Source organism: Streptomyces sp. NPDC017448 (genome assembly GCF_044330565.1).
Lineage (GTDB): Bacteria > Actinomycetota > Actinomycetes > Streptomycetales > Streptomycetaceae > Streptomyces.
Genome location: NZ_JBIRLM010000003.1, coordinates 80919 through 102512, shown reverse-complemented (window position 1 = coordinate 102512; position 21594 = coordinate 80919). Strand labels below are relative to the sequence as shown.

Below are 21594 nucleotides of genomic sequence, written 5' to 3'. Positions count from 1 at the left end.
CCCGCCGGGTTCACCGCGCCACCGCCCGGAGCGGGGCCGACCGGATCGGGTCCGCCCGGATCGGGGCCGGCCGGGCCCGGGCGGTGACGCGGTCAGGCAGGAGTGTCGCGCCGCGCCTGCGAGGGAAGCCGCGCGGGCTTCGCCGCCATCAGCACGGCGGCGAAGACGAGGGGGGCGATCACCTGGTACCCCATCCAGACCTCACCACCGGCAGCGCTGCCCCGCCACGCCATCAGGAGGCCGATGGCGGCAGCCAGCGCCCAGCACGCGTCGTAGCCGATCATGAGCTTCAGATAGGTGCTCATCGGCCGGCTGCGGAGGTACCCGATTCCGACGGCGCCTCCGACCAGCAGGGCGACGCCGGACACGGCCATCAGCCAGACCGGCACACCGAGCAGCTCGCCGAGCGGGGCGGCCCCGGCGACGAAGACCACGGCGAGCACCGCCTTGAAGGCGCCATCGGCTGCGGCGCCCGCCATCTCGCGGGGCACTCGCGCTGTCACGGCCTGGACCATGAGCCTCCTCCTGGGGACTCGTTCCGTTGTTTCCATAACGAGATTACGGCAATATCGAAGTTATGAGAATGACGAGAGCCCAGGCCAAGGAGCGCAATCGCAGCGCCCTGCTGGATTCCGCGCTCCAGATCGTGTCCCGGGACGGGTACACGGCCAGGCTCGACGAGATCGCCGAACGCGCCAATCTGACCACCGGCGCCGTCTACTCCCTGTTCGGGAGCAAGAACGGCCTGATGGTCGCCTTGATGACCGAGCATCTGCGGCCCTATTACGAGGAGATCGAGCAGGCGGTCCCCGCCGGGGCCGACCTGCTGGAGGCGGTCGACGCCTTCGCCCGGTACTACCGGCGCAGCTGTGACGCCCCGGAGGCGCTGTCGCGACTGTCCCTCCAGATCGGCTTCCTCGGCAGGGCTCTGCACGACCCGGAGCTGGGCGGCCGGCTCGCGGCCTCCCTCCGCTCCCAGGAGAACCAGGTGATCGCCCTGTTCACCGGAAGGCCGCACGGGCAGGGGACGGTGACCTCCCAGCAGTCCCATCGGCTGACCATCGCCCTCAACGGGCTGTTCGTCGGCCTCAGCCAGGGGGTCCTCCTCGGCCTGGCGCCCGGGGCCGACGAGGACTACTTCGCCGACGCCGCCCGAGCGCTGGCAGCGGGGATGGTCGTCGCCGAACCGGACGCGGCCTCTCGGTGACGAGCCCGCTGGACGGGCGGTGGCTGATGACGGGGGCCTACCGGGACGGCCTGTTCCTGTCGCCGCTGCCGGCCGAGGAGTTCGCCTCCCGGACGCCGGAGGGCAAGGGCGAGCTGGAGCTCGACGCCTTCACCCCGCCGAGCGCGCCCCCTTGCCGGGTCTGTCGCGCGACGCCGTGGTCGGGGCGACGACGGAGCACACCCTGGCGACGGGGCACCAGCAGGGCTGGACGGCGCCCACCGGCCGGCAGGAGCACTTCGACGTCGGCCTCAACCCCGTGCGGGCGCAGTGGGCGGGCGAGCCGGCCCCGGACTCCACCCCGCAGCCCGACGTGCTCGCCGCGGCCCGCACCGAGCCCGAGATCGCCACGCGGCCGCGTACGTCCTGGAGGAACCGTCCGCCGGGGCCGCGGCTCCGGACGCCGCCATGACCGAGGAACAGGCCGGGAAGTTCTGGGCTCCGGTGGGCCGCCGGGCGGAGTGCGAACCGCTGGAGTACCTGACCGGCCGGGCCCCGTTCCTCGGCGTACGGCCCTCACCGCCGTCCGGGCGGCTCCGGCCTACGGGGCCGCCTCCGCCTTCTCCGCCCCGTCCCGGTGGCCGCCAGGACCGCCCATGCCGCGCAGCACCGTGAAGGCGAGGAGGGAGCCGACCACCACCAGCACCGCGCACAGGGTCGCGGCGGTCCGGAGCCCTTCGGTGAAGGCGGAACGGGCCACCGAGAGCAGGGTGTCGCCGGCGCCCCCCGCGAGGCCGGCCGCGCTGTGGACGGCCCCGCCCAGGGTGTCCTCGGCGGTGCGGGCCGCGTCGGGGGGCAGGCCGGAGGGGAGTTCGCCCTTCAGTTCGCTCCGGTAGACGGCGGTGCCGATGCTGCCGATGACGGCGACGCCGAGCCCGAGTGCGAACTCCTGGACCGTCTCGGCGACGCTGGAGGCGGCGCCGGCCCGCTCCGGCGGCGCGGAGCCGACGGCCAGTTCCAGGCCGAGGATCATCACCGGGGAGACCCCGAAGGCCATGCAGAAGACGCCGCCGACGAACAGGGCGATCGGCGAGTCGGCGCCCATCCGGGAGAGGAGGGCGAAGGCCCCGCAGGACACCAGCAGGCCGGAGCCCATGATGACCGGCGGCCGGACCTTCTTGATGAGGTTGCCGGTGGTGATGGCGCCGGCGACCACGCCGAGCGCCATCGGCACCATCCACAGCCCGGCCCGCAACGGGCTCAGCCCGCGGACCAGTTGGAGGTACTGGGCGACGAAGAAGAGCGTGCCCGACATCACCAGGACGGCCAGGCCCATGATGCCGAGCGCCGGACCGAAGCGGGGCGTGGAGAAGAGGCCGAGGTCCAGCAGGGGGTCCTCCAGCCGGCGTTGGCGCACCACGAACGCCGCGCCGACCGCGAGTCCGCCGACGATCGACAGGGCGCCGGCCGCGCCGAGGCCGTGCGTGGCGATGTCCTTCATCCCGTGGATCACCGCGAGGACCGCGACGACCGACATCGCGGCGCTGACGAAGTCGACGCGTCCCGCGCCCGGGTTGCGGTGCTCGGGCAGCAGCATCGGGCCCGCGACGAGCAGGAGCAGCATGACCGGGATGCCGAGCAGGAAGACCGATCCCCACCAGAAGTGGGCCAGGAGCGCGCCTCCGGCGAGCGGGCCGAGCACGCTGCCCGCGGAGAAGCAGACGGTCCACACCCCGATCGCCGCCGTGCGCTGCTTCGGATCGTGGAACATGGTGCGCAGCAGGGCGAGGGTGCTGGGCGCGAGGGTCGCCCCGGCGACGCCCAGCAGGGCGCGGGTCGCGATGAGCATCTCGGGGCTGGTGGAGAACGCGGCGAGCGCCGAGGCCGCGCCGAAGGCGCAGGCGCCCGCCAGCAGGAGCCGCCTGCGCCCGATCCGGTCGCCGAGGGTGCCCATCATGACCAGGAAACCGGCCATCAGGAACCCGTAGACGTCCATGATCCACAGGAGTTGGGCCCCGCTGGGCGCCAGGTCCGCGCTCAGGTGCGGGACGGCGAGGTAGAGGACGCTCAGGTCCATGGAGAGCAGAAGGGTGGGCAGCGCGAGGACGGCGAGTCCGATCCATTCGCGCCGTCCCGCCCTGGGGGGCGGGGCCCCGCCGGCCGCCGCTTCCGCGGTGGCCGTTCCGGGGTCGGGGGCGCCGAGGGCGCCTTTCGCGTCCTCGCCGGTGCCGCTTGCGGTCGTCATGGCGGGATTCCTCAGACCGTGGGGAGTGCGCCGCCGAGGACGCAGCGGCGGCCGGGCCCGTGGGTGATGCCGGAGGTGAACTCCTCGACGCGCTGCCACTCGGGCGTGACGACCGGGTTCTCCAGGAAGGCCCGGTGGGCGTCCTCGCCGCTCCACTCCGAGTGGTTCAGCACCTGCACCCCGCCGTCGGCCGCGGCGCCGCTGATCAGGAAGTGCCGGGCGAGCAGGCCGGGGGTGGGCTCGGGCTGGGTCTCCTCGGCGAGGGTGATCGCGTCGGCCCAGGCCCGCGCGCGCTCCGCGCTCGCGAAGCCGAAGGTGGTGATCACCACGCAGCCGGGTGCGGCGGGGGCGCCCGCCGGGCCGGTCGCCGCCGTCCTGCTGCGGTAGGGGACGGTCACGAGCGCCGGGGACCGTTCGGCGCCCTCGATCACGCCGTCGCCCTCCACCGCCTGGCGGCCGGCCTTCTCGAAGGCCCTCAACTCGGCGCCGGAGGCCCACTGTTCGTACCCGAAGACCGTGTCGCCGTTGGTGCTGACGAAGACGGCGAGCGTGCGCGGGGAGACCGGCGCGGAGGTGCGCCGCCAGGCGTCGAGGAGGGTGTCGGCGACGGCGCCCTGCCGGTCCGGGGTGGTCGTCCAGCGGTGCAGCACGGTGACGGGGGTGGAGCCCTCCGCCCCTTCGACGGTGACGGCGCCGGGGCCCGTCACCGTGCCGTCCTCGTAGTGGCGGGAGGTGCGCCCCTTCGCCAGGAAGCCGCGGCCGCGCAGGAACGCGCCGTCGAGCTCCGCCCGCGCCTCGCCCGGCACGGGGCCCGGCAGCGGGTGCCGCAGGGTGAAGCGGAACAGGCCCTCGGCGGCGGGGTCCTGGCTCCACTCCCCGCGCCCGGTGAAGAACGGTTCACCGTGCTCGTCGCGGGGCCCGGTCAGCCGTACGGTCCGGTCCGCGCCGAACTCGATCTCCACGTCCACGGCCTCCGCCTCGCCCGTGGCCTCCTCGACGGCTCGGGCCTGCCACAGGCCCACCAGGGACGGAGGGATGGCCAGGGCCGAGCCCTCGTCAGCGCCCTGGGGGACCTGCGTGGCGTGTGGGGTCATGGTGCACCTTCCCGGTCTGGGGTGAGTGTTCACTCACCCCAGGGTGAGTGAACACTCACCCTCCCGTCAACCGCACTGCACGACACGGCGGGCACCGGTTTCCGGGCCCCGGACGCCAGACCCTTCGCCGGCCCTGTCCGGCGGGGCGCCCCGGCCCTGCCCGGCGGGGCGCCCCGGCCCTCCCGCGACCGGGCCCTACGGCTGCCGGCCAGGGGGCCCGTCGCCCCCGTCGCCCCTTCCGCCCCTTCCGCCCCGCGCCGGGCGCGGCAGCGGACCGGGGACTCCCCCGTCCCCGTACAGGGCGACGACCTCGGCGGCGGCCCCGGCCAGGAACGCCCGGGCCTCGGGCGGGTCGAGGACCTCCACGGCCGCCCCGAACGCCAGGAGGGGTCGCGCCCGGCCGAGCTCCGCCACCGCCAGCTCCGCCAGCAGCCACTCCCCCGGCTCCTCCCCCGGCCGGGGTCCGTCCGGCCGCGGCTCCCCGGTCAGCGCGCCCGCGTTCAGCCGCCGGAACAGCTCCAGGCGGTCGCGGCGCACCCGGACCCGCAGCCGTACCGCCGCCGGGCGCTGCTCCACCCCGGCGCGCAGCGCCTCCCACACCTCCGCCAACTCCACGCCCGCACGCCGCCGCACGGGGTCGTCGGTGGCTTCGGCGGAGTGGATCCGGTCGGCGCGGAAGAGGCGGGGGCACTCGTCGAGGTCCGCGACCAGGTACCAGACGCCGGCCTTCACGACGAGGCCGTACGGATCGACGGTGTAGTCGCGCGGGACCTCCTGACCGCCGTGCCGGTAGCGCAGGCGCAGCCTCACGTCGGCGAGGACGGCGTCGTGGAGTTCGGCGACGTCGACGGCGGCCCGGGGGCCGCTCATCCAGCGGACCGGGTCCACCAGGACGCGGCGGCTGGTCCGCTCGGCGGCCGGGCGGTGCGGGGCGGGCAGGGCCGCCATGAGCTTGCGCAGGGCGGAGCCGAGCGCGGTGTCCAGGCCGAGGGCGGCGTGCGCGTCGTCGGCGGTGAACACGAACAGGGCGCGCGCCTCGTCGGCGGTGAGGCCGGTGACGTCGGTGCGGAAGCCGGGGAGCAGGGCGATACCGCCGTACCGGCCGCGTTCGGCGTAGACGGGCACACCGGCGGCGGAAAGCGCCTCGACGTCCCGGTAGACGGTGCGTACGGAGACGTCGAGGCGCTCGGCCAGCTCACGGGCGGACACGGTGCCCCGGGTCTGGAGCAGCAGGAGGACGGCGAGCAGCCGGTCGGCTTTCACCGGTCCATGATGACGGGGCCGGCGACGCCCGCGCCCCTGACGGTCCGGCCCCGGCACCCCGTGCGGCTACGCCGTGCGCGGGGCCTTGGCGAGCTGGCGGGACTGCGCGACGAGGCGGTCGGCGCTGTCCCAGACCTCGGCGTCCTCCTCCAGGAAGCCGCCCGCCAGGTTGCGGGTGGTGATCGCGACGCGCAGCGGGCCCGGGGCGGGGCGGCAGCGGATGTGGGTGGTCAGCTCGACGGTGGGGGTCCAGCCGGTCAGGCCCAGCTCGAACGAGGTCGGCGGCAGGGCGTCCACGGTGAGCAGCAGCGACAGGGCGTCCGGGTCGCGGCCGTCGGCCAGGCCGAACCAGCCGCGCATCTCCCCCTTGCCGGACGGCGCGCCGACCGCCCACCCCACGGTGGCCGGGTCGAGCTTGATGTCCAGGCGCTCGGTGATGGCGGAGCTGCCCGGGATCGGGGCGTCGCCGTCGCTCGGGCCGAGGCAGTGGTCCCGGCCGGGCATGGCGGGCGGCAGGGCCGTCGTGCGGACGTCGTCGGGGAGCGCGTCCAGGTCGCCGTAGGTGGCCAGGACGCGGATGCGCTCGACCTCGTTGCCCTCCTCGTCGTACTGGAGGAGCGAGGCCTGCCCGGTGGAGAGCGTGCGGCCGGTGCGGACGACCTCGGTGCGGATCACGGCGGGGCCGGGCACGGAGGCGGTGAGGTAGTGCGCCGAGACCGAGAACGGGTCGGGGTGCGGCAGCGCCTCGCCCAGGGCCCGGCCGATCAGGGCCAGCAGATAGCCGCCGTTGACGGCGTGGATGATGGTCCAGCCCGCGGAGAGCTCGGCGTCGTAGACGCCCTCCTCGCGCAGGGTGACCGCGGTGTCCCGGTCGAACTCGCTGTCGCCGATGGTCGCCCGGGCGGTCCGCGCCGCTCCGACCACTGTCTCAGTCGCTGCCTGTGCCATGGCATGCACGGTACATCGACTGCCCTACTGAGCGGTAGCTTTTTGGGTTCGCCCTCCGCATCGGCCGGGGCGGCATCCGCGCTCCCGGCCGGCCCCCCGGACGCGAGCCCCGCCGCGGAGAACCGACCGGGGAACAAAGGTGTGAAAACGACTGAAATGCCTACTCTTCGAGAGAGGGCTGCCGTCGGCCGGTCGACCGCCCGTCCCGCACCCCCTTCGTTCGACGGGCGGCGCCCCGCCGTCCGTCGCCAGGAGAGGAGACATCGTGAAGCAACCCGTCATCGTCGGGGTCGACGGTACGCCGGACAGTCTGCACGCGGCCGGCTGGGCGGCCGACGAAGCCCGCCGCAGGGGGGCGCCTCTCCTGCTGCTGCACGGCCACGAGCCCACCCTCCTCGGCGATGCCGACCGTGAGCGGCAGTCGGCCGAGCACGTACTGCACGACGCCCTGACCCATGTCCGCGAACAGCATCCCGACGTGGAGGCCCGTGCCGAGATGGTCGCCCGGCCCGAGGCCGAGCTCCTGACCGAGCGGGGCCGCGAGGCCGAGATGATCGTGCTCGGATCCCGCAGACCGGGACCGGTCGCCGGCTTCCTCCTCGGGTCGGTGGGGCTCCGCGTGGTGAGCAGGACCCTGTGCCCCGTGGTGATGATCCGGGGCGGCGAAGCCGTGCACCGGCCGCCGACGGGCGCGGTGGTCGCGGGCGTCCCCCCGGAGGAGGACGAGGCCACGGCGGTCCTGGACTTCGCGTTCCGGACCGCGGCGGCGAACGGCGTCCCCCTGCGGGCGGCGCGGGCCTGGGCGCTCCCCGCCCTGTTCCCGAACCGGACCGGCGTCCTGGGCCTCTCCGACCGGCCGGGTGAACTCGGCACGGAGCACCGGCAGAAACTGGTCCGCCTCCTGAAGCCGTGGCGCCGCCGCTACCCCGACATCGCGGTGACCGAACACGTCGAACGGGGATTCGCCGCCGACATGCTGGTGAATCTCGCCGCCGGCGCCCACCTTCTGGTCGTCGGACGCAGCAGTACCCCGGGCAGCCGCTATGTGGGGCACGTCGTCCACGCGACGCTCCACTTCGCCAACGCCCCCGTCGCCGTCGTCCCCACGCGGTAGACGTCGCTGCGGGCCCCCGCCGGGGCGCGCGGCGTCGCACCGGACCGTCAGCCCCGCGCCGGAAGCCGCAGGGCGAGGAGGGCCACGTCGTCCCGGCCGTCGCCGGGGCGGTGGTCCGCGAGCGCGCCCGCCAGCTCCTCCACCGGCAGCGCGGAGTGCAGGGCCGCCTGCTCGGCGAGGGCGGCCAACCCCTCGTCGATCGAACGGGCGGGGTGCTCGACCAGTCCGTCGGTGAAGAAGACGACCGTGGCCCCCGGCGGCAGCGTCACCCGGTGGTCCGGCCGCGGGAGCGCCGGATCGACGGCCAGCGGCACCCCGGGCTCCCCCGACAGGTACGCGGCCCGCCCGCCGGGCGTGATCACCAGGGGCGGCAGGTGGCCCGCGGAGCACCAGTGCAGCTCCCACTCCTGCCCGCACGGCTCGACGCGCGCCAGCAGCACGGTGGCCGTCGGCGCGGCGGACCCGGCGTCGAGCGTGGCATCGAGCTGCCGCAGGACGTCGCTGGGCGGCGTGCGGCGGTCGAAGAACAGCGCACGCAGCATGTTGCGGATCTGCGCCATGTCGGCGGCCGCCGACAGGTCGTGGCCGCAGACGTCGCCGATGACGACGCCCAGCGCGTCGTCCGGCAGCCACAGCGCGTCGTACCAGTCGCCTCCCAGCCGGTTGGGCACGGCGGCGGGACGGTAGACGGTGGCCGCGGCGTAGGGGCGGAGATCGGGGAGGACCGGCAGCAGCAGGCGCTGGAAGTTCTCGGCGCTGCCGCGGACCTGCTCGAAGAGGTTGGCGCTCTCGATGGCGATGCCGGCGGCGCCGGCCAGGGCCGCCAGGACTTCCTTGTCGCCGTGCTCGAAGGGCTGCCCGTCGTGCTGTTCCGACACGTAGAGATCGCCGTAGACGCGGCCCCGGACGCTGATGGCGACACCGAGGAGCGACCGCATGCGGGGGTGGCCGGGCGGGAAGCCGACCGAGGCCGGATGGGCGGAGATGTCCTCCAGCAGCAGCGGTTCCGGGTTCTGGATGAGGAGGCCCAGGACGCCGTCACCGTGGGGGAAGTCGATGCCGGCCAGCGCCTCGTACTCCGCCTCGTCCAACCCCACGGTGATGAACTGCTCCAGGCGCTCGCCCTCCTCGTCCAGCACGCCGAGCGCTCCGTAGCGGGCACCGCACAGGTGCATGGCGGTGGTGACGATCCGGCGCAGCACCTCGTCCAGTTCCAGTTCGCCGGTGATCGCGAGCACCGCGTCGAGAAGGCCCTCCAGCCGGTTCTCGGTGGCGGCGAGCGCCCGCAGCTTCCGGGCGATCTGCTCCCTCTCGGTATCCAGGCGTCTGCGCCGGTCGGCGAAGGGCGCCGCGTCGCCGTGCGGCCGCCGGTCCGTCACCACTGCCCCGCTTCGCGCCGGCCGCCGGTGCTCACCGGGTGGGGACGAGGGCGATGGGGGCGTCGGCGAAGTGGAGTACGGAGTGGGCGACGTGTCCCACGTAGCGGGTGCCGAGCCTGCTGCGCCGGCCGAGGACCAGGAGCTGCGCCGAAGCGGCGAGGGAGACCAGCATCTCCACGGTCGGTCCGAGCTCGACGTGCTCGACCACCGTGACCTCGGGGTGGGCCCGGCGCCACGGTCCCAGCCGTTCGAGCAGGCCGCTCCGGTGGGCCGCCTCCAGGCTCCCGCGCGTCTCCGCCAGGGCCAGCGCGGCGGGGTGGCGGGTGGCGATGGGGGGAAGGTGCCAGGCGCGTGCGGCCCGCAGCGGAGCACCGCGGGTGGCGGCGGCCCGGAAGGCGAACTCCAGAACCGCGTCGGCCTCCTCCTCGTCCTCGGGGACGCCCACCACGATCTCGCCGTTCCGCGGCCGGTGGCTGACGGTGCCGCCGCGGATGAGGACCACGGGGCAGGCCGCCCGGCTCAGCACGCGCAGTCCGACCGACCCGACGATGAACCCGGTGACCGGCCCCGGCCTGCGGGAGCCCAGGACGATCATCCGCGCGTCCTCGCCGCGCTCCACGAGCAGCTCGCTCTCCGGCCCCACCGCCAGTTCACCCGTCACCTCGACGTCCTCGTGGTGTTCGCGCACCCACGTCACGGAGGTGTCGAGGAGGTCCCTGGCCTCGTCGTCCTCGTAGCCCTCCCCGCCGAAGCCGAACCTCTCGTAGCCGTGCAGCAGGACCAGGGGGGTCTCCTGCCGTCGCGCTTCGCGGGCCCCCCAGTCGGCCGCGAGCAGGCTGTCGGACGTTCCGTCGACTCCGACGATGACGGGCTGGGGCACGGTGTCTCCTTCGAAGAGGGTCGGCGGGCGGCGCCCGACCGGGTCGGCCCCGCGCGGGCCCGGCCCGGAACGACCGGGCCGGCCGCCGGGGCCCGGAACCCCGGCGGTCCCACCGGTGCGGCGGGCGTCGTCGGGCCCCGGCGCCGGGACGGGCCGGGGCCGCCCTCCCCGGACAGACGGGGTCAACAGCAGGCTAGGGCTCCCACCGCCGTTCGCACGTCATGGGCGCATCGGGGTGAATCGGCCGCCCGCACCGGCGACCGGACCCACGGGGCGGAACGGGAGGCGGGGGCCCGACGCGGGGCGGCCCGCAGCGGAGGCCGTGGCCCGCCGGACACGCCCTAGGTCGCCGCCGAACCCTCCTCGGCCCGCGCCGACGAGCGGTTGTAGGCGCGCGGCGCCCGCCAGTGGAAGCGCAGCGCCAGCAGCCGCAGGGCGAAGGCGGCGATCACCGCGAGCCCGCTGGTCAGGGCGTTCAGGGTGTCGAAGCGGATGCACAGGACGACCATGGTCGCGCCGACGATGGCGGGCACCGCGTACAGGTCGCGGTCCCAGCGCAGCAGCGAGGGCACCTCGTTGGCCAGCACGTCGCGCAGCACACCGCCGCCGACCGCCGTGGCCAGGCCCAGCGCCGCCGACGAGGTGAGGCCGAGTCCGTACTCGTACGCCTTGACCGTGCCGGTCACGCAGAACAGGCCGAGCCCCGCCGCGTCGAAGACGTTGACGCCGACCTGGATGCGCTCCACGTGCGGATGGAGGAAGAAGACCAGGCCGGCGGCGACCAGCGGGGTGGTGAAGTAGCCGAGGTCGGTGAAGGCGGCGGGCGGGATCGCACCGATCATCACGTCACGGAACAGCCCTCCGCCCAGCGCCGTCACCTCCGCGAGAACCGCGATGCCGAAGACGTCGAAGTTCTTGCGGACGGCGAGCAGGGCGCCCGAGATCGCGAAGACGAAGATCCCGACGAGGTCGAGCGCATGCTGGACGGAGGGGGTGAACAGTTCGGTGAGCACCGGCCAATTGTGCCGGGCCGGGGCGCTCCCTAGGCCTGGGGGCTCTCCTCCGCCTTCTCCTCGGCATCGGCCGCCTTCTCGGAGGGGCCCGCTCCGGCCTGGGCCGGTACGGTCGCGGGCTCCTGCTCCGGCGCCCCGCCCCCGGCGCCGGCGGACTCGGCGGCCGCGGGCTCCGGGGCTCCGGACCCGGCCTCGGACGCCTCGCCCTCGGAGGTCTCCACCGCCTCGGCCGCCACCTCCTCCGTGGCGGTGACCGCCTCGATCCCGGTGGCCAGGGTCTGCTTCACCGTCCCGGCCTCGATCTCGGCCGTGAAGTGGCAGGCGACCTTGTGCCCGTCGCCGGTGTCCAGCAGCGGCGGGCGCTCCGTGGCGCACTTGGTCTCCTGCACCCACGGGCAGCGGGTGTGGAAGCGGCAGCCGGCCGGCGGGTTGGCCGGGGAGGGCAGGTCGCCGTGGAGCAGGATGCGCTCGCGGCGGTCCTCGACCTCGGGGTCCGGCACCGGGACGGCCGACATCAGGGCCTTGGTGTACGGGTGCCGGGGCTTCGCGTACAGCGCGTCGCTCGGGGCCTCCTCGACGAGGCCGCCGAGGTACATCACGCCGATGACGTCCGAGATGTGCCGGACCACCGCGAGGTCGTGCGCGATGACCAGGTAGGTGAGGCCGAGGGACTCCTGGAGCTCCTCCAGCAGGTTGATCACCTGCGCCTGGACGGAGACGTCCAGGGCGGAGACCGGTTCGTCGCAGATGATCACGTCCGGCTCCAGGACCAGCGCGCGGGCGATCCCGATGCGCTGGCGCTGGCCGCCGGAGAACTCGTGCGGGTAGCGGGACATCGCGTTGGACGGCAGCCCGACCTTGGCGAGGATGTCCTTGATCTTCTCCCGGCGCTCCGCCCGGTCCTTGCCGATCCCGTGGGCGGCCATGCCCTCGGAGAGGATCGACTCGATGTTCTGCCGGGGGTTGAGACTGCCCAGCGGGTCCTGGAAAACCATCTGGAGGCGGCGGCGGAAGGCCCGCATCTCCTCGGAGGGCAGCTTCGCCAGGTCGGTGCCGTCGAAGACGACCCCGCCGTCGGTGATGTCGTTCAGCCGCAGGACCGCCCGGCCGAGGGTCGTCTTGCCGCAGCCCGACTCGCCCACCAGGCCGTACGTCTGGCCGGCCTCGATGGTCAGCGAGACGCCGTCGACCGCGTAGACGTGGCCCACCGTACGGTCGAAGAAGAGGCCCTTCTTGACCGGGAAGTGGACTTTGACGTCGTCCAGTTCGAGAAGGCTCATGCCGGGACCTCCGCCTTGGGCAGGACCGGGTTGACGCAGCGCACCTGGTGTCCGGCCGTGCGTGGTTCGGTCAGTTCGGGGGTGCCGGTCAGGCACTCCATCGTGTAGTGGTCGCACCGGGGGGCGAACGCGCAGCCGTCGGCCCAGGCGATCTTGTCGTTGATGGACCCGCGGATCGGGTGGAGCGGCTCGCCGCGCGGTGCGTCCAGGCGCGGGATGGAGCCGAGCAGTCCGTGCGCGTACGGGTGGGTGGGGTGCGCGAACAGCTCGCGGCGGCCCGCCGACTCCACCGCCCGCCCGGCGTACAGGACGTTGACCTCGTCGCAGAGGCCGGCGACGACCCCGAGGTCGTGCGTGATCATCAGCAGGGCGGTGCCCTGGTGGTCGACCAGCTCCTTCAGGAGCTCCAGGATCTGCGCCTGGATGGTGACGTCCAGGGCGGTCGTCGGCTCGTCGGCGATCAGCAGCCGGGGCGCGCAGGCGACCGCCATGGCGATCAGCGCACGCTGGCGCATACCGCCGGAGAGCTGGTGCGGGTACTCCTTGAGCCGCCGGTCCGGGTCGGGGATGCCGACCCGGTCGAGCAGCGAGGCCGCTTCCTTGCGGGCCTTCTCGCCCTTCAGCCCGCGGTGGCGCTGGAGGATCTCGGTGACCTGGACGCCGATCGGAACGACCGGGTTCAGCGAGGAGAGCGGGTCCTGGAAGATCATCGCGAGCTGGCTGCCGCGCAGGTCGCGCAGCTTGCGCTCGTTCAGCGTCAGCAGGTCCCGGCCGTCGAACTCGGCACGGCCGCCCACGCGCACACCCTTGCGGGGCAGCAGCCCCATCAGGGCGAGCGAGGTGACGGACTTGCCGCAGCCCGACTCGCCGACCAGGCCCACGACCTGGCCCTGGTCGACGGTGAAGGAGACGCCGTCCACGGCCGTGGCGTCCTTGCGGCCGCGGGCGGTGAAGGTGACGCTGAGTTCCTCAACGGAGAGCAGTGACATGGGACTTCAGCCTCGCAACTTCGGGTCGAGGGCTTCGCGCATGGCCTCGCCGAGCAGGGTGAAGCCGAGGGCGGTGATGATGACGCCGATGGCCGGGTAGGCCGCCATCATCGGGTCGTTGTCGAAGAAGCGCTGCGCCTGGGCGAGCATCACGCCCCACTCGGGAACGGCCGGGTCGGGGTTGCCGAGGCCCAGGTACGACAGGGCCGCGGCCTCGATGATCGCGGTCGCCAGGCTCAGGGTGGCCTGGACGATCACGGGGCTCAGCGAGTTCGGCAGGATCTGCGTGAGCACGATCCGCTTGCGCCGGATGCCGACCGCCTTCGCGGCGAGCACGTAGTCGGCGCCGCCCTGGACCAGCATCGAGCCGCGCAGCAGGCGGGCGAAGACGGGGATCTGGACGATGCCCACGGCGATCATCACGGTGGTCAGCGACTGGCCGAGCACGGCGGCGATGGAGACGGCGAGCAGCAGCGAGGGCAGCGACAGCACGATGTCGGTGCAGCGCATGATCACGGTGTCGACGCGCTGCCCGGCCTTCCCGCCGAGGGTGGCGGCGGCTCCGGAGAGCACACCGACCAGGGCGCCGACGATCAGGCCGATGAGCATGGAGACGACGCCGACGAGCAGCGTCTGCCGGGCCCCGACGAGCCAGCGGGAGAACATGTCGCGGCCCAGGTGGTCCAGGCCGAACCAGTTCTCGCCGCGCATGCCGATGAACTTGCCCTGGTTGGGGAAGACCTCGCTGCGCCAGTTCTGCGCGGTGGCACCGTGCGGGGCCACCAGCGGCCCGACGACGGCGAGGACGATGAACGCGCCGATGATGACCGCGCCGATGATCGCCATCTTGCTGGAGCGCATCCGGCGGAACGCCTCGCGCCACAGGCTGGAGCCCGTGACGGTCTCGGAGCTCTGCGTCAGCTCGGCGAGGCGGTCGATCTTGTCCGCTTTGTTGGTCAGGATCGTCACGTCAGTGCACCCGCACTCTGGGGTCGATGATGCTGTACGCGAGGTCGACCAGCAGGTTGATCAGCACGTACACCATCGCGATGAAGAGGATGAACCCGACGAGGACCGGGTAGTCACGGCCGTCGATCGCGGTACGGATGAAGGAGCCGATGCCGCCGAAGTCGAAGACGGACTCGGTGAGCACCGCACCGGAGAGCAGGCTGCCGGTCAGCAGGCCGACTGCGGTGATCACGGGCAGCAGGGCGTTGCGCAGGACGTGGCGTCCACGCACGGTCCTCTTGTCGAGGCCCTTGGACTCGGCGGTACGGATGTAGTCCTCGCCGAGCACCTCCAGGACGCTGGCGCGGGTCATCCGGACGATGACGGCGAGCGGGATCGAGGCCAGCGCGACGGCGGGCAGGGTCAAGTGCCAGATCGCGTTCACGCTCGCGTCGAACTCACCGGTCAGCAGGCCGTCCAGGACGGCGAATCCGGTGACGTCGGTGGCGTCGATCTTGGGGCTGAGCCGTCCCTGGCTCGGGAACCACTGCAGCTGGACGGAGAAGATCCCGCGCAGCAGCACGGCCAGGAAGAAGACCGGGATGCAGATGCCGAGCAGCGATCCGGAGACCGAGGCGACGTCCAGCCAGCCGCCGCGGTGCCTGGCCGCGAGGTAGCCCATCGGGATGCCCACGACGACGGCGATCAGGATCGCCGCGAGGCTCAGCTCCACGGTGGCGGGGAAGGCGCGGGTGAACTCGTCCCACACCGGCTGCCCGGTCTGGGTGGAGGTCCCGAGGTCGAGCTCGAAGATGCGCTTGAGGAAGCGCCAGTACTGGACGTGCACCGGCTCGTCGAGCCCGAGTGCACGGTTGATTCTCGCCACTTCGGCTTCGGTGGCCCGCTCGCCCAGGATCGCTGTGGCGGGTCCGCCGGGCAGTCGGTTCAGCCAGAGGAACAGCAGGACCGACAGGCCGAGCAGGGTGGGAATGAGCTGGAGAAGTCTTCTGACGACGAGTCGCAGCACCCCGCATGCCCCTTTCTCACGTGCGTCGATGCGGGTCCGCCCGGCCACCTGGTTGCTGTGGCCGGGCGGACCCGCTGGTGTGCGATTACTTGAAGGAGACCTCGGCGAAGTTCTCCTGCGTCAGCGGGGAGACCTTCGGCGGGTTGACGTTCTTGGCGAACGCGATGGCCGGGGGCGACGAGGAGATCGGCACGCCCGGGACGTACTCCATGATCGCCTCGTTGGCCTTCTTGTAGGCCTCGGTGCGGGCGGTCGGGTCGGTGACCTTGGAAGCGGCGTTCACGGCGTCGAAGACCTTCTGGTCCTTGAAGCCCCACTGCTTGTCCGGGCCGGCGAACCAGGTGCCGATGAAGTTGTAGCCGTCGTTGAAGTCACCGGTCCAGCCGAGCATGTGCAGGGCGCAGGAGCCCGCCTCGGTGGCGTCCAGGTAGTCCGGGGCCCACTTCATGGCCTTCGGCTTGACGGTGATGCCGGCCTTCTCCAGGTCGGCCTTCATCAGCTCGAACATGTCCTGCGGAGCGGGCATGTACGGGCGGGTGACCTCGGTCGGGTAGCAGAAGTCGATGCTCAGCTTCTCCTCGCCGGCCTGCTTGAGGAGGCTCTTCGCCTTGGCGGTGTCGAACGGGTACGTCTTCACCTTGTCCGAGAAGCCGGCGACCGTGTCGGGCATGAACTGGGTCGCGACCTTGCCGCCCTCGGGCAGCTGGGTGTTGACGAGGTTCTCGCGGTCGATGGCGTGCGTGATCGCCTGGCGGACCTCGGGCTTCTTCAGCGCCGGGTTCGACGCCTGGCTCATGCCGATGTAGAAGATGTTGAAGACGTCACGGGTCGGAACCTCGTAACCCTGCTTCTCCAGCGTCGTCACATCGGCCGGCGCGACCAGGTCGTAGCCGTCGATGTCACCCGCCTGGAGCGCCTGGCGGCGGGTCTCCTCGGTGGAGATGGTGCGGAAGACCAGGTTCTTCACCTTGGCCTTGTCGCCCCAGTAGCCGTCGAAGCGGGTGAGGGAGACTTCCTTCGTCCCCTTGTTCCACTTCGTGATCTTGTACGGGCCGGTGCCGGCGACCGTGCCGGCCTCCTGGCTGTACTTGGGGTACGTGATCGCGTCGCCCTTGGCGCTCGCGTCCTGCTTCTCGTACTCCTTGATGGCCTTCGGCGAGTGGATCGCCAGCGCCTGGAGGGAGAATCCGCCCGGCAGGTTGGCCGAGGGCTCGTTCACCTCGATGACGGCGGTGTTCTCGTCCTTGGCGGTGCAGGACTTGTAGTTCGCCTTGGGCGCCTCGGCGTCCTCGTTCTTCGCGAACCCGCCCATGATGGACTGCCAGTAGTAGGAGACCGCGCTGGACTGGTACGTGCCCTTCCAGTTGAACCAGTGGTCGTAGTTCGCGCAGACCGCGGCGGCGTTGAACGCCTCGCCGTCGTGGAACTTGACGTTCTGGCGGAGGTTGAACGTCCAGACCTTGCCGGCCTCGTCGCTCGACCACTTCTCGGCGAGACCGCCGACGAGCTTGCTGCCGCCGGGCTCGTGCTCCAGGAGCGCCTCGAAGGCCTGGCGGGTGACGCGGAACGTCTCGCCGTCGCTCGCGAGGGCCGGGTCGAGGGAACCGGGGTCACCGGCTCCGGCGAAGACGAAGGTGTCCTTGTCGCCTCCCTTGGAGCCGCCCTCGTCCCGCTCGCTGGAACAGCCCGTGGCGACCAGTCCGACAGCGACCGCTGTCGTGATCGCCCGGACGGCCCGGGACTTGAATATGCGCATGGGTCCACCCCTGGTTCGCCATGTGGTGAGCTTCGATGGCCGCACACTACAGACGGGGTACATCGCAAGAGAACAGTCCGGATAGCGGTGATACCTAGTCGAGACCCGGACAGTTAACAAACCGTCCAGTTCCGGGACATCCTCCCGAGGGAAGTTAACAAGCCCGACATCAGCGGGCGTTCGGCGCCCGACGGGCGGATCCGTCGCCCGCCGCAGCTCAGCGGGGGCGGGCGACGCGACGGGACGCCTCCGTGCGCGCGGTCCGATGCGCGGCCCGGCGGGGGTCCGGCCCGGTGGGGCTCAGGCCCCCGGGGCACGGGTCCGGTGGAGCTCAGCGGGCCTGGGGCGGGTAGCCGTAGCCGGGGGCGGGGGGCGCGACCGCCGGGCCGTGGGCCTCGCGGTCGTAGAACGGGCGGGCGTTGGCGCGCAGCCACATGCCGACCGGGTCGTACTCGTCGGACAGGGCGACGGTGGAGACCGGCAGCCCGTCGGGGACTCCGGCGACCGACTGGCGCATCATCGCGCGCACCGACTCCACCGAGGCGCGGCCGGTGTCGTAGAGGTCGAGGCCGATCGCGAGGTACGGCACGCCGACCGCGGGGTGCACCCAGGCCCGGCGCAGGGAGCGGACGGCGGGGGTGCGGTGGGCGTTCTGGGTGAGCAGGGCGTAGAACTGCGGGAGTTCGATCGCGGGGTCGGAGATCCGGAGCGGCCCGGCGGGCAGCCGGTCCAGGCCGGTGGCGATCCGCCGCAGGTCGAGCCAGGGGATGCCGACGCCACCGCCGGGAGCGTGGGGGTTGAGCCAGACGCCCCAGCGGTCGGGGAAGAGGGCACGGGCGATGTCGCGTCCGGTGACCAGTTCGTGGGCGCGGTTCCAGCCGCTGGCGGAGAGCTCCTGGGCGGAGGTGACGCAGGGGGCGTACCCCAGGCCGTCGACTTCCATGTTGCCGTACTGGGCGTCCGGCGAGCCGGCGGTGCCGTTCCAGAGCAGCATCCAGACCCGGCCGTCCGCGAGGGCGGCGAGCAGCGCCTCGTAACGGTCGTACCGGCCGGGGGTCACCTGGCGCAGCATGTGCTCGACCTGCCCTGCCGCCGCAGTGCCCGACGCGCTCACTCTGGGTTCCGCCCCTCGTCGTTCCATCGGTTTCACGCCGCTCCGGGCCCACGGGAGCGGCTTCGCCATCAAACCAGCTTATGCGCCGCCCCGGACATCGGCTTGACGCCGCGGTCCGGCGGCGTCCGGCGCCGGAACCTCGTGCGACGCCGTGGTGCGGGTGCGCGCCTCAGTGGCCCGCGCGCCGGTAGAAGGGGCGCACCTTCTCCCGCATCCAGTCGCCGACGAGGTCCTGGGCGACGTCGAGCAGGACCAGGTTGACCGGCCAGGGCGGCTGGACCCGGCCGAGCGCCCGGCCGACGGCGTCCATGGGGACGCTCTGGTCCGCTCCCTCCCAGACGGCGAACTCGACGCCGACGAAGAGGACCGGGTCGCCGCCCTCGATGCTGGCCAGCGTCCGGCGGGCGGTGCCGACCACCCCGGTGGCCTCGAACTCCTCGGAGACGACGGAGAGGAAGTCGACCGGGTCCTGCTGCCAGTCCGGCTCGAACAGGCGGACGCGGCCGCCCGCGGCGGGGCCGTCCAGGGGGGTGCGGCCGGCCCGGCACAGTTCGGCGACGGCGGGCGGCGGAAGCGGGAGGCCGACGGCGCCGCCGGGGTTGACGGCGATGCCGACCTGGGGGGGCAGGCCCCGGGCGAAGTCGCGGGCGGGCGCGACGGCGAAGGACATGTGGCTGCCGACGCAGCCGAGGAACTGGGCCTCGGAGCTGAAGACGGGGACGAAGGCCGCGCCGTCGATCTCCATCATCGGCAGGTCGAGGTCGGCGCTGGCGGGGCTGCCGCCGTTCGGCAGCGGTACCCAGACGGAACTGCGGCCGAGCACTTCGACGAGACGGCCGCCCGCGTCCGGGACGCCGAGCGAGGCGCTGAGCACCTCTTCGAGCTCGTTGGCGGGCCACCCCTGCTGGGGGTGCGCCGGTGCGGGTGCCGGAATGTCCACTGCCTCTGTGCCCTCTCTCCACCGCGTCGGCCGCGCGCGGCGGCCCCTCGCTCTTCGCTCGGCCAGAACCCTATCCGGCGCGGACGGGCGGGGGCTCTTCGTCGGTGAAGTCGCCGAAGGAGATCCGGCGCAGCGCGTCCGCGGCCTCGCGGTCCAGCAGCACCGCCGAGGCGCAGCCGGCGGGCGGGCGGCCCCGCTCGATGTCGCGGATCAGCCGGCCGACCGCGCGGCGGTGGCGGGCGAAGGCGTAGCCGGAGACGCCCCGGCCGCGCTCGCGCTGTCCTCGGCGGGCCGTCTCGGGGTCCACGTCGAGGAGGATCAGGTGCAGGGCGCGGCCCCGGCGCGCGGCGTGCCGGGCGAGCCACCTGCGTACCCAGGTCTGGGTACCGCAGTCGTGGACGACGACGGAGGCGCCGGAACGGAGGACGGTCCGGAGCCCGAGGTAGTGGGCGGCGCGGGCCAGGGGGCGGTAGAGGGCGTACGGGAGTAAGGAGGGCAGGGCGGCCGTCCAGCGGTCGCGGGTGTCCTGGGAGTCGATGGCGTGGCCGGTCACGGCGCGCCGGATCAGAGTGGACTTGCCCCCGCCGGGGAGACCGGAGACCACCGCGATGTCCCCGGCGGCGAAATCGAGGCCCTCGGGGCCCGCTCCGGCGCGTCCGCGCAGATCCCGCACCACCGGGGCGCACCCGCTGAGCGCCTCCCGCGCCGGCGCGCCAGGCTGTGCGGGCATCGCCCGGTACGCCTCCCCCGTGATCGGTGCCGACCGCTGCAACGTCATGCCCATCCCCTTGCCGTCGGGCCGCCCACACCTGTTCCTGAAGTGTAAAGAACTGGCAAGGCGGCACAACCGTCCTCGCCGTCCGGGCGGGCGCCGAGGACCGGCCTCCCGCTCCGCCGCAAGGCGTGCGATGATGGCCGCGCCAACTGCATACCGGCCGTTCGAATCCGCGCGGGAGAGTTCCGGCCACAGTGTGGGCCGGGCGCCGAAGGAGCAAGACCCTCCCTTGAATCTCTCAGGCCCCGTACCGCGCGGATGAGGCAGATCTGAAAAGCGGGCCGCCCCGGTGGCCCCACCCAAGGTGCAAGCCGAGCCCTCCGAACAAGGGCGCGCCCTCCGGGGCCCACCCCGTCAGGGGCTGTCGGCGAACCTCTCAGGTTCCGATGACAGATGGGGAGGATCTCCGTCCCGACGTCGTCATGCCCTGGAGCCATGCCCATGAGCACCGCCCCCCGTCTCACCGCCCTCGACGCGCTGCACCGCTCGCTCGGCGCCACCATGACCGACTTCGCGGGCTGGGACATGCCGCTGCGGTACGCGAGCGAGCGCGACGAGCACAACGCCGTCCGCACCCGCGCCGGCCTCTTCGACCTGTCGCACATGGGCGAGATCACCGTCACCGGCCCCGAGGCCGCCGCCTTCCTGAGCTACGCGCTGGTCGGCAACATCGCCACCGTCGGCGCGGGCCGGGCCCGCTACACGATGATCGTCCAGGAGGACGGCGGGATCGTGGACGACCTGATCGTCTACCGCCTGGGCGACACCGGGGCCCCCGAGTACATGGTCGTCGCCAACGCGGGCAACGCGCAGATCGTGCTGGACGCGCTGACCGCCCGCGCCGAGGGCTTCGACGCCGAGGTGCGCGACGACCGGGACGCGTACGCGCTGCTCGCGGTCCAGGGCCCCGAGTCGCCCGCCATCATGAAGGCCGTCACCGACGCCGACCTGGACGGGCTGAAGTACTACGCCGGCCTGCCGGGCACGGTCGCCGGGGTTCCGGCGCTCATCGCCCGTACCGGCTACACCGGCGAGGACGGCTTCGAGCTGTTCGTCGCCCCCGACCACGCCGAACAGCTGTGGCGGGCGCTGACCGAGGCCGGCGCCCCGCACGGCCTGATCCCCTGCGGCCTCTCCTGCCGGGACACGCTGCGCCTGGAGGCGGGCATGCCGCTGTACGGGCACGAGCTGACGACGGCGCTCACCCCGTTCGACGCGGGTCTGGGCCGGGTCGTGAAGTTCGAGAAGGAGGGCGACTTCGTCGGCCGCGAGGCGCTGGAGGCCGCCGCCGAGCGCGCCGAGAGCGCCCCGCCGCGCAAGCTGGTCGGCCTGGTCGCCGAGGGCCGCCGCGTCCCGCGCGCCGGGTTCTCCGTGGTCGCCGACGGCAAGGTGATCGGCGAGGTCACCTCCGGCGCCCCGTCCCCGACCCTGGGCAAGCCGATCGCCATGGCCTACGTGGACGCCGCCTTCGCCACTCCCGGCACCGAGGGCGTGGGCGTGGACATCCGCGGCACGCACGAGCCGTACGAGGTCGTCGCGCTGCCGTTCTACAAGCGCCAGAAGTGATATCCCGGAGGGGCCGGAGCGTTTCCGGCCGCCCGCGCCCGTCACGGAAGTGACGTACCTCCGTCTCACCCCGTAAGACCACCGTTCATCAGCACTCC

20 protein-coding genes and 1 riboswitch are annotated in these 21594 nt (G+C 73.1%); of the genes, 4 read left to right on the top strand and 16 right to left on the bottom strand.

The window, feature by feature from the left end:
* Nucleotides 1-92 precede the first annotated feature (92 nt).
* Nucleotides 93-491 (bottom strand): hypothetical protein, encoded by a 399-nt coding sequence (locus tag ACH4K1_RS07775; protein WP_398087917.1) that lies wholly within the window; start codon nt 489-491, stop codon nt 93-95.
* Between the two features lie 92 nt (nt 492-583).
* On the opposite strand from ACH4K1_RS07775, the gene ACH4K1_RS07770 reads away from it, so the two are divergent.
* Nucleotides 584-1207: a TetR/AcrR family transcriptional regulator gene (locus tag ACH4K1_RS07770; RefSeq protein ID WP_398087915.1), complete on the top strand. Its 624-nt coding sequence runs from the start codon at nt 584-586 to the stop codon at nt 1205-1207.
* 151 nt (nt 1208-1358) lie between these two features.
* Complete coding sequence (locus tag ACH4K1_RS07765; RefSeq protein WP_398087602.1) at nt 1359-1637, top strand: hypothetical protein; 279 nt, start codon at nt 1359-1361, stop codon at nt 1635-1637.
* A 129-nt stretch (nt 1638-1766) separates the two neighbouring features.
* On the opposite strand, the gene ACH4K1_RS07760 is transcribed toward ACH4K1_RS07765, so the two are convergent.
* The 4 genes from ACH4K1_RS07760 to ACH4K1_RS07745 all read right to left on the bottom strand — a co-directional run bounded on the left by ACH4K1_RS07760 (nt 1767) and on the right by ACH4K1_RS07745 (nt 6715).
* Nucleotides 1767-3410: an MFS transporter gene (locus tag ACH4K1_RS07760; RefSeq protein ID WP_398087601.1), complete on the bottom strand. Its 1644-nt coding sequence runs from the start codon at nt 3408-3410 to the stop codon at nt 1767-1769.
* A gap of 11 nt (nt 3411-3421) precedes the next feature.
* On the bottom strand, nt 3422-4504 hold the full coding sequence (locus ACH4K1_RS07755; protein ID WP_398087599.1) for a hypothetical protein: 1083 nt from the start codon (nt 4502-4504) through the stop codon (nt 3422-3424).
* A 195-nt stretch (nt 4505-4699) separates the two neighbouring features.
* Nucleotides 4700-5767, bottom strand: a complete 1068-nt coding sequence (locus ACH4K1_RS07750) for a helix-turn-helix transcriptional regulator (protein WP_398087597.1) — start codon at nt 5765-5767, stop codon at nt 4700-4702.
* Between the two features lie 66 nt (nt 5768-5833).
* On the bottom strand, nt 5834-6715 hold the full coding sequence (locus ACH4K1_RS07745; RefSeq protein ID WP_398087595.1) for a thioesterase family protein: 882 nt from the start codon (nt 6713-6715) through the stop codon (nt 5834-5836).
* Nucleotides 6716-6980: 265 nt separating this feature from the next.
* Between ACH4K1_RS07745 and ACH4K1_RS07740 the strand changes: the two genes are divergently transcribed.
* On the top strand, nt 6981-7829 hold the full coding sequence (locus ACH4K1_RS07740; protein WP_398087594.1) for a universal stress protein: 849 nt from the start codon (nt 6981-6983) through the stop codon (nt 7827-7829).
* A 47-nt stretch (nt 7830-7876) separates the two neighbouring features.
* On the opposite strand, the gene ACH4K1_RS07735 is transcribed toward ACH4K1_RS07740, so the two are convergent.
* The 11 genes from ACH4K1_RS07735 to ACH4K1_RS07685 all read right to left on the bottom strand — a co-directional run bounded on the left by ACH4K1_RS07735 (nt 7877) and on the right by ACH4K1_RS07685 (nt 19933).
* Complete coding sequence (locus tag ACH4K1_RS07735; protein ID WP_398087592.1) at nt 7877-9211, bottom strand: PP2C family protein-serine/threonine phosphatase; 1335 nt, start codon at nt 9209-9211, stop codon at nt 7877-7879.
* A 28-nt stretch (nt 9212-9239) separates the two neighbouring features.
* Nucleotides 9240-10088 carry a universal stress protein gene (locus ACH4K1_RS07730; protein WP_398087590.1) on the bottom strand — a complete coding sequence of 283 codons (849 nt, stop codon included), beginning with the start codon at nt 10086-10088 and terminating at the stop codon, nt 9240-9242.
* A gap of 341 nt (nt 10089-10429) precedes the next feature.
* Nucleotides 10430-11101: a trimeric intracellular cation channel family protein gene (locus ACH4K1_RS07725; protein ID WP_398087588.1), complete on the bottom strand. Its 672-nt coding sequence runs from the start codon at nt 11099-11101 to the stop codon at nt 10430-10432.
* A 29-nt stretch (nt 11102-11130) separates the two neighbouring features.
* Entirely contained in the window at nt 11131-12381 is a 1251-nt protein-coding gene (locus tag ACH4K1_RS07720) for an ABC transporter ATP-binding protein (protein ID WP_398087587.1), read from the bottom strand.
* Entirely contained in the window at nt 12378-13370 is a 993-nt protein-coding gene (locus ACH4K1_RS07715; protein ID WP_398087585.1) for an ABC transporter ATP-binding protein, read from the bottom strand. Before ACH4K1_RS07715 ends, ACH4K1_RS07720 begins: the two co-directional genes overlap by 4 nt.
* Nucleotides 13371-13376: 6 nt before the next feature.
* Nucleotides 13377-14339, bottom strand: a complete 963-nt coding sequence (locus tag ACH4K1_RS07710) for an ABC transporter permease (protein ID WP_398087583.1) — start codon at nt 14337-14339, stop codon at nt 13377-13379.
* Nucleotide 14340: 1 nt separating this feature from the next.
* Nucleotides 14341-15345 carry an ABC transporter permease gene (locus tag ACH4K1_RS07705; protein ID WP_398087581.1) on the bottom strand — a complete coding sequence of 335 codons (1005 nt, stop codon included), beginning with the start codon at nt 15343-15345 and terminating at the stop codon, nt 14341-14343.
* A gap of 85 nt (nt 15346-15430) precedes the next feature.
* Complete coding sequence (locus tag ACH4K1_RS07700; RefSeq protein WP_398087580.1) at nt 15431-17101, bottom strand: ABC transporter substrate-binding protein; 1671 nt, start codon at nt 17099-17101, stop codon at nt 15431-15433.
* A gap of 331 nt (nt 17102-17432) precedes the next feature.
* Nucleotides 17433-18215, bottom strand: a complete 783-nt coding sequence (locus tag ACH4K1_RS07695) for an enhanced serine sensitivity protein SseB C-terminal domain-containing protein (protein ID WP_398087914.1) — start codon at nt 18213-18215, stop codon at nt 17433-17435.
* Between the two features lie 169 nt (nt 18216-18384).
* Complete coding sequence (locus ACH4K1_RS07690) at nt 18385-19155, bottom strand: enhanced serine sensitivity protein SseB (RefSeq protein ID WP_398087579.1); 771 nt, start codon at nt 19153-19155, stop codon at nt 18385-18387.
* 70 nt (nt 19156-19225) lie between these two features.
* Nucleotides 19226-19933 (bottom strand): AAA family ATPase, encoded by a 708-nt coding sequence (locus tag ACH4K1_RS07685; protein WP_398087577.1) that lies wholly within the window; start codon nt 19931-19933, stop codon nt 19226-19228.
* Nucleotides 19934-20095: 162 nt separating this feature from the next.
* Nucleotides 20096-20193, top strand: a riboswitch (glycine riboswitch).
* Nucleotides 20194-20371: 178 nt separating this feature from the next.
* Here ACH4K1_RS07685 and gcvT point away from each other — a divergent pair.
* Nucleotides 20372-21496: a glycine cleavage system aminomethyltransferase GcvT gene (gcvT, locus tag ACH4K1_RS07680; protein WP_398087576.1), complete on the top strand. Its 1125-nt coding sequence runs from the start codon at nt 20372-20374 to the stop codon at nt 21494-21496.
* Nucleotides 21497-21594: the final 98 nt, after the last annotated feature.

Coding starts and splice junctions, on each gene's coding strand:
- gcvT (WP_398087576.1), top strand. CDS start 20,372: ATGAGCACCGCCCCCCGTCTCACCGCCCTCGACGCGCTGCACCGCTCG.
- ACH4K1_RS07720 (WP_398087587.1), bottom strand. CDS start 12,381: ATGAGCCTTCTCGAACTGGACGACGTCAAAGTCCACTTCCCGGTCAAG.
- ACH4K1_RS07715 (WP_398087585.1), bottom strand. CDS start 13,370: ATGTCACTGCTCTCCGTTGAGGAACTCAGCGTCACCTTCACCGCCCGC.
- ACH4K1_RS07700 (WP_398087580.1), bottom strand. CDS start 17,101: ATGCGCATATTCAAGTCCCGGGCCGTCCGGGCGATCACGACAGCGGTC.
- ACH4K1_RS07685 (WP_398087577.1), bottom strand. CDS start 19,933: ATGACGTTGCAGCGGTCGGCACCGATCACGGGGGAGGCGTACCGGGCG.
- ACH4K1_RS07770 (WP_398087915.1), top strand. CDS start 584: ATGACGAGAGCCCAGGCCAAGGAGCGCAATCGCAGCGCCCTGCTGGAT.
- ACH4K1_RS07760 (WP_398087601.1), bottom strand. CDS start 3,410: ATGACGACCGCAAGCGGCACCGGCGAGGACGCGAAAGGCGCCCTCGGC.
- ACH4K1_RS07755 (WP_398087599.1), bottom strand. CDS start 4,504: ATGACCCCACACGCCACGCAGGTCCCCCAGGGCGCTGACGAGGGCTCG.
- ACH4K1_RS07745 (WP_398087595.1), bottom strand. CDS start 6,715: ATGGCACAGGCAGCGACTGAGACAGTGGTCGGAGCGGCGCGGACCGCC.